Source organism: Ruegeria halocynthiae, from assembly GCF_900106805.1.
GTDB classification, from domain to species: domain Bacteria; phylum Pseudomonadota; class Alphaproteobacteria; order Rhodobacterales; family Rhodobacteraceae; genus Ruegeria; species Ruegeria halocynthiae.
The window spans coordinates 1-6,281 of sequence record NZ_FNNP01000023.1; the positions used below are offsets into that span (position 1 = coordinate 1).

The 6,281-nt window shown below is 51.1% G+C and carries 4 protein-coding genes and 1 pseudogene; all 5 read left to right on the top strand.

The genetic code is table 11. The features are described 5' to 3' along the window. The first annotated feature begins 79 nt into the window (after positions 1-79). The 5 genes and pseudogenes from BLU89_RS20845 (at position 80) to BLU89_RS20865 (ending at position 5,980) form a co-directional block, all read left to right on the top strand. Positions 80-445: a hypothetical protein gene (locus BLU89_RS20845; protein WP_143030651.1), complete on the top strand. Its 366-nt coding sequence runs from the start codon at positions 80-82 to the stop codon at positions 443-445. Between the two features lie 81 nt (positions 446-526). Further along, positions 527-2,491: a sensor histidine kinase gene (locus BLU89_RS20850; protein ID WP_074739647.1), complete on the top strand. Its 1,965-nt coding sequence runs from the start codon at positions 527-529 to the stop codon at positions 2,489-2,491. Between the two features lie 383 nt (positions 2,492-2,874). Continuing rightward, a complete protein-coding gene (locus tag BLU89_RS20855) occupies positions 2,875-3,771 on the top strand; it encodes a DMT family transporter (protein WP_074739649.1) in 897 nt (298 codons plus the stop codon). Positions 3,772-4,240: 469 nt separating this feature from the next. Beyond that, on the top strand, positions 4,241-5,062 hold the full coding sequence (locus BLU89_RS20860; protein ID WP_074739651.1) for a type IV toxin-antitoxin system AbiEi family antitoxin: 822 nt from the start codon (positions 4,241-4,243) through the stop codon (positions 5,060-5,062). Then, positions 5,052-5,980: pseudogene (locus BLU89_RS20865) on the top strand (nucleotidyl transferase AbiEii/AbiGii toxin family protein). Before BLU89_RS20860 ends, BLU89_RS20865 begins: the two are co-directional and overlap by 11 nt. Positions 5,981-6,281 lie beyond the last annotated feature (301 nt).

The window sequence follows — 6,281 nt, forward strand, 5'->3', positions numbered from 1 at the left end:
TCTTTCTCATCTCCACTCCTTGGCGGTTACGATGAGCCAGAAACCCTCTCTTATCAAATCGACCTAAACTGTCCCATTGGTGCTGACGTCAGACAGATCTGACAAAAAATCAAATAATGGCTTAACGGTTGTGTTTTTCTTTATCCCGTTGGTCGCGTCATGCCACCTGCTTTCGATAACACCAATTTTTGTACTCATCAGCGACCTTCCATCACTTGCCCTTGCTATGAACTTGCAGCAGTGGGAGGAGCGACACAACGGTGAAGATCATTTCCTCATTTTCGTTTGGATCGGAACAAACGGCTCTATTCAATCGTGGTGTGTTGGCGGCCCAAAGCAGACCTTTGGTAAGTTGACTGATGTAGCGCCGCAGCATTCCGAAACGCTGACACCGGTCGACGGCATGAGTTCTGGTGCCGTAAAAGTTGATAGTCTAATCGAATAATTTCATACAAATTTCTTAGCTTTACGGGTTTAGCACTAACGCGCCCTAAGCTACGATGTCGGAAGTAGCGAGGATATCAGCATGGCAGAAACTGGATGGTTGTCAGATCCCATTGGCCGCATCAACAACCTGTCTCTGGCACCATCGCCCAAGAATACACTTCAGCCGTTGTTCGAAGCTCTGATGAACTCGATCCACGCAATTGAAGAGCGTTTCGGGAAAGACAAGCTATCATCCGGAAACATCGATATAGAACTAACTGAGAACGAAGAAGGATCCTATACAGGGTTTGTAGTCACCGACAATGGTATCGGCATGAATGCCGACAACATGATCTCATTTCGCAAGTCGGACTCGATGAAGAAGGTGAGATTCGGAGGCAAAGGTGTTGGGCGACTTCTATGGCTCAAGGTTGCGGACAAAATCGGCGTATCCAGCAACTTCAAAAATGGTACAGGCATTGAATCGATCTCATTCGATTTCGTAGCTGATCCTAAGGTACCAATATCAAACCTAAAGGAAGGCTCCTCATCAGGGGTTGTAGGAACAACGATCCGGCTCACTCCAATCAAAACAGCATACGCCCTACATATCCCGGCGAAGTTGGAAACAGTCGCTGTCCGAACCGTCGCTCATTTCATCAACTATTTTGTCAATATCGACTGCCCGAAGATCACTTTGTTCGACTCGAAGGCCAGCATCGACCTGCTCGATAAATTCACTAGCGATGTGGTCAAAGATCAGAACTATCCGATTTCCGTTTTGGTCGACGGAGAAGAACGCAAGCTATCGCTCAACTGCTTCCTAGTGCCGAAGAACTATTCTGACGACGAAAAAGGAACCAACGGTCTCTTCTTTGGTGCGCACGGTCGCGCCGTGACACGATACGAAATGGACAGCGTCATTGGGCTCAAGGCCATTGACGGCAAATACGCTTTCTTTGGCTATCTCGAAGGAAATATGCTCAATGATGCCGTAAACGACACAAGGACAGAGTTCTCATTAGGCGAAGACCCGATTGATGACTTAAAGCGTGAGTGTATCACCGCAATCCAGAGTTTTCTGGCGACGGAAATTGGCCAGGTTCGAGAGCGTCAGCTTCAGACAATTATCGAGGTTCGGAACGAACACCTGCGCTTTTATAATATAGCCAAGGATCCGCAAGAAATTGCAGACAAGCTTTCCCTTTCGACCCAAAAGGACGAAGATATCTTTGTAGAAATGTCCCGGCAGTCGCTCCGGCAATATAAAAAAGCCCGCCGACAGTTCGCCGAAGCCAAGAAGAAAGACCTACCGGACATTGACCAAAAGGCGAAGGAGTATGTCGCGGAACTTCAGGATGAATCTCTCTCCTCATTGGCCGAATACATCTATAAGAGAAAATTGATCCTCGACATGTTTGATGAGAAATCGGCATTCACGGATGTAGATTCTGAAAAGGCGCACTACGAGCGTGTGGTGCATGAAATGATCTGTCCGCTCGGAACCACCAAAAGTGACTTGAACTATGAAGACCACAACCTCTGGGTCATCGATGACCGCTTGGCCTTCTACTCTTATTTTAACTCGGACAAACAGCTCAAAGCGCAAGCGACAAGCTCTGATTCTCGTCGTCCAGATGTGACCCTTTTTGACTTGGGGATGGGATTTGAGAAGGGCGCGTCACCAGAGCCGATCACAATAGTCGAGTTTAAACGCCCCAAGCGAGACGACTACACAATGGCCGATAACCCTTTCACGCAAGTTCAGGACTACGTCGAAGAACTTCGCAAAGCGGGAGAGGCAACGCGCTTTGATGGGCGGGTGATACGCACGATAGAAGACAACACCCCATTCATGTGCCAGATCATCGCTGATGATACGTCATCGCTACGATATGTGATGAAGCGGGTCGGAGGCTTCTACAAAAAGGCGGGCTCAAAGTCGTATTATCGCTGGGACGAAGGCTTCAAAGTATTCATGGAGGTCACTTCTTATGCCGATCTTATTTCTGGAGCCAAAGCCCGCCACGCTGCCTTCTTCGACAAGCTTGGCGTAGCTCCGTAAGGTGTTCTATTTTTTCGCACCTCGTGTCGGGTTACACAGGTGATATAGTCAAATCAATATCCACTTACTTCGATAAGTACTGAGTATTTTCACCCGCAGCGAACGTCAGCTTTCCCCCTTCCTTCGGATTGGTTCGCGCTTGCAGAAGGTATTTTGCGTTTGCGGCGAAGGTCTGCTTCGTGGCCTCACCGCCAACTAATTAACTTCAGTGCTGCACGAGTAACAAATGTCCTTTTTGGCAAAACAACCGACGGGACCGCCAATGTTCAACCAACCTTGAATAGCAACTAAAACTCATTAATAAACATTTCCGCAGCTCGCAGAATGGCCCAACTAGCCAGTCGTTCCCGCAAGCCAGCAGTTAACCGGCGATCGGAAGCGAGATGACACAAACCACCGGAATTCTTCTGCGGATCGGCTCGACGTTCTTTTTTACGTTGATGGTCATCTTTGTAAAACTCCTTGCTGACGATGTGCCTTTGGGTCAGGTCGTGTTCTTCCGCAGTGCGGTCGCTCTGATACCGCTGGTTTTGTTTCTTGCGTGGACACAAGAGTTTCCCAGTGGGTTGCGCACAAACCGACCCATGGCCCATGTCGCACGCTGCGTTCTGGGATGCGCCGCGCTCTTCGCTTCGTTTGCCTCGCTCAAGTTCTTACCTTTGGCCCACGCCTCCATTATCGGCTATCTGGCCCCTGTGATCGCCGTGATACTGGCAAGAGTTTTATTGGATGAATACGTAACTGGCAGGCGTTGGATTGCAGTTGGGCTTGGGTTTTCGGGTATGCTGATCCTTGTTGCGCCCAGGCTGACTGCTACAACAGTGGATCAGGCCTATCTGATCGGCGCATGCCTTGCGCTCGCAATGGCAATCCTCACAGCAGGTGCCAAGGTGCAGATCCGCAATCTTGCGCAAACCGAAAATGCTGGTGCGATTGCGTTTTACTTTGCGTTGACTTGTTCCATTGCGGGATTGGTGACAGCATTCTGGGGCTGGGTACGCCCTGACCTGACGCAACTGACCTACTTGTGCGGTGCTGGTATCGCGGGCGGGATCGCACACATAATGATGACGCTTGCGTTGCAACATAGCGAGATCTCGAAACTTGCGCCTTTTGAGTATCTGTCGCTGATCTTCGCAGTGATTGCGGACCTCGTCCTGTTCAGCATCGTGCCCGGCGGAACGTTTTACCTTTCGACGATACTGATTTTGGCGGCGATGTGGTTGATGGCTTTTCAGGATCGAACTCAGGTAGTGCCTCCGACGGCGAAAGAGCAGTAGCAGATGCGATGCTTCTGCAGGAGAGGAGCGACAGCAGATCGGATCAAGCACTCCTCGAAACCCATCCAAACCTCATGTCGCCGCGAAAGCTAGTCAACCTGGCGTAAGTATCCACCATCAATAGTGTGCAGTATGAGGCACTCTATGAACAGGCGGAAGACGGGTTCTGGGCGGATGAGGAGAAGCGAGAGATCTGGAGGCCGTTTGCGGCTAGCCGTTTCGGTATCACTGAAGTCGGAGTGAACGACTGCTTTCAGCGCTAAGCCATGCAGTCATCGCCCCTGCAGCGAACTTCCGCTTTCCGCCCTTGGCGCCGGAATCTTCCATTTATCCCGGGTATTCTGATGGGTTTCCGCGTGGCGCTGTGTTTTTAATAGTATGTCATTTTCAGCGCTATAGACGCTTTAAAAAGGTACTCTTCAAAGAGTTTCTCTTGCATTCTCTTTAAAATTACATGATTTAGGGCGTCATGAACGCTGGAAGATCGCAAAATCTGAAGAAAGTTCTCAACTCGGTGCCCACGGGATATCTCGTCGATGCCAACTGGCTCACCGCCCATGGCATAGCCTACGAAACATTTCGCGACTATGTAAAACGGGGCTGGCTCGAACGCGTTCACCGCGGCGTTTTCCGCCGACCTGTTCCCAATCCGCCCGCATCAAACACCGTTGACTGGAAGGCCTGCCTGATCTCGATGCAACATATCATGGGCTATGATATTCATGTCGGCGGCAAAACCGCTCTCTCACAACAGGGCTACGACCACTACTTTCGTTTGGGCAATAATGCCCCCGCCTGGATCTATGGCTACAAAATACCCAATTGGCTCACGAAGCTGCCACTCAATGCACCCATAGAAACGCGCAATACGTCGCTGTTCGCTGACCAGGCACTTGGCGTTACAAATGACGACATAAAATCTGAAAACCCCCTCCCGTGGGACTGGCAACTGCGCATGTCGGCCCCCGAACGGGCGGTCATGGAAGCCATGGACGAATTGCCGGACCATGAGAGTTTTCACAACCTCGACATGGTGTTCGAGGGCTTGACGACGCTACGACCTAAGTTGCTCTCGGCACTTTTGCTGAGCTGCAAGAAAATAAAGGTCAGACGCCTCTTCTTCGTTTTTGCGGATCGCCACAATCACCCCTGGCGCAAACGACTTGATGCTGACGCCTTCAACCTCGGGACGGGGGATCGAGCATTGGTCAAAGGTGGTCGGATACATCCGCGATATCGCATCATGGTACCCGAAGAGTTCGTCACGACAGGGGCAGAAAATGGCGCGTAGGAACTATGAATCCCAGGTCGCCCTTCTCGTGCGTGTATTGCCTTACGTCGCGAAGGAAGAGATATTCGCGCTCAAGGGTGGGACAGCAATCAACCTCTTCTATCGCGATCTACCGCGGCTCTCGGTTGATATCGACCTGACATATCTGCCGATCAAAGAGCGTGAACAGAGCCTCGTCGAGATCAACGAAGCCATGGATCGTATCGCTAAGTCGATCGAAAAGGTATCAGCGGGGCGAAGGCTCAAAGAATAAAAGGAGGTGGGGGCGGCGCCACCCGCGTGCTTGCGCGTCTGGAAGCTGCAGAAGTCAAAATCGAGACCTCGCCTGTCACACGCGGCGTTGTTCACGACACCGAAACCCGGGCGGTCTCAGAAACTGTAGCAGACGCGTTCGGCTATGCAGAAATGCAGATCGTCTCGTTCGAAGATTTGTTCGGTGGTAAGCTCCACGCAGCCGTGGATCGCCAGCATCCACGCGATCTTTATGATGTAAAACTTCTCTACGAACACGAAGGACTGACGGATGATCTGTTCCGAACTGTCCTGATCTACATTGCATGTTCGGCACGTCCGGCACACGAATTGCTGAATCCCAACCTGATTGATCTTGATCAGCCTTATGTGCGTGAATTCGAGGGCATGACCAAGTCACCCGTCGGCCTCGATGACCTGCTGGCGACGCGCAAGCAACTGATTGCGGACATCCAATCTCGCTTCGATAAACCCACCAGACAATTCTTGCTCAGCCTGCAGGATGGCACGCCGGATTTTACTGCGATAGATCGACCGCAAGCTGCCGACCTTCCGGCAGTACGTTGGAAGCTTCTCAATCTGGAGCGCCTGATCCGGGACAATTGGCATTCTTCCAGTGTGCAGCATCTGTTGAACTGGGCTCTCAGCGCAAATTGGCCCAAATGATGTAAGGATACCTGATGTTGTTGCTGCATCAGGTTTCATAGGCTTCCCATTTTCATCTTTCGCCACCGATATTCGCCGGTCAGGATGATGTGCGCCCATCCCGCTCGATGATGTCACGCATGTAAGGGACCACGGGATTATCGACTGGAATGCCATTTGAGTAAGCCCGCTGTAGACAAATCTGCAGGGGTCATCACCAGCGAACATGTCCGTCGTCAGGGATTTTGGGACAGATGGCGGCGTGAGCTAAGAGAGGGTCTGGCTCATCTGGTTCATGTGATTATGCGGCGGATTTGCGGTG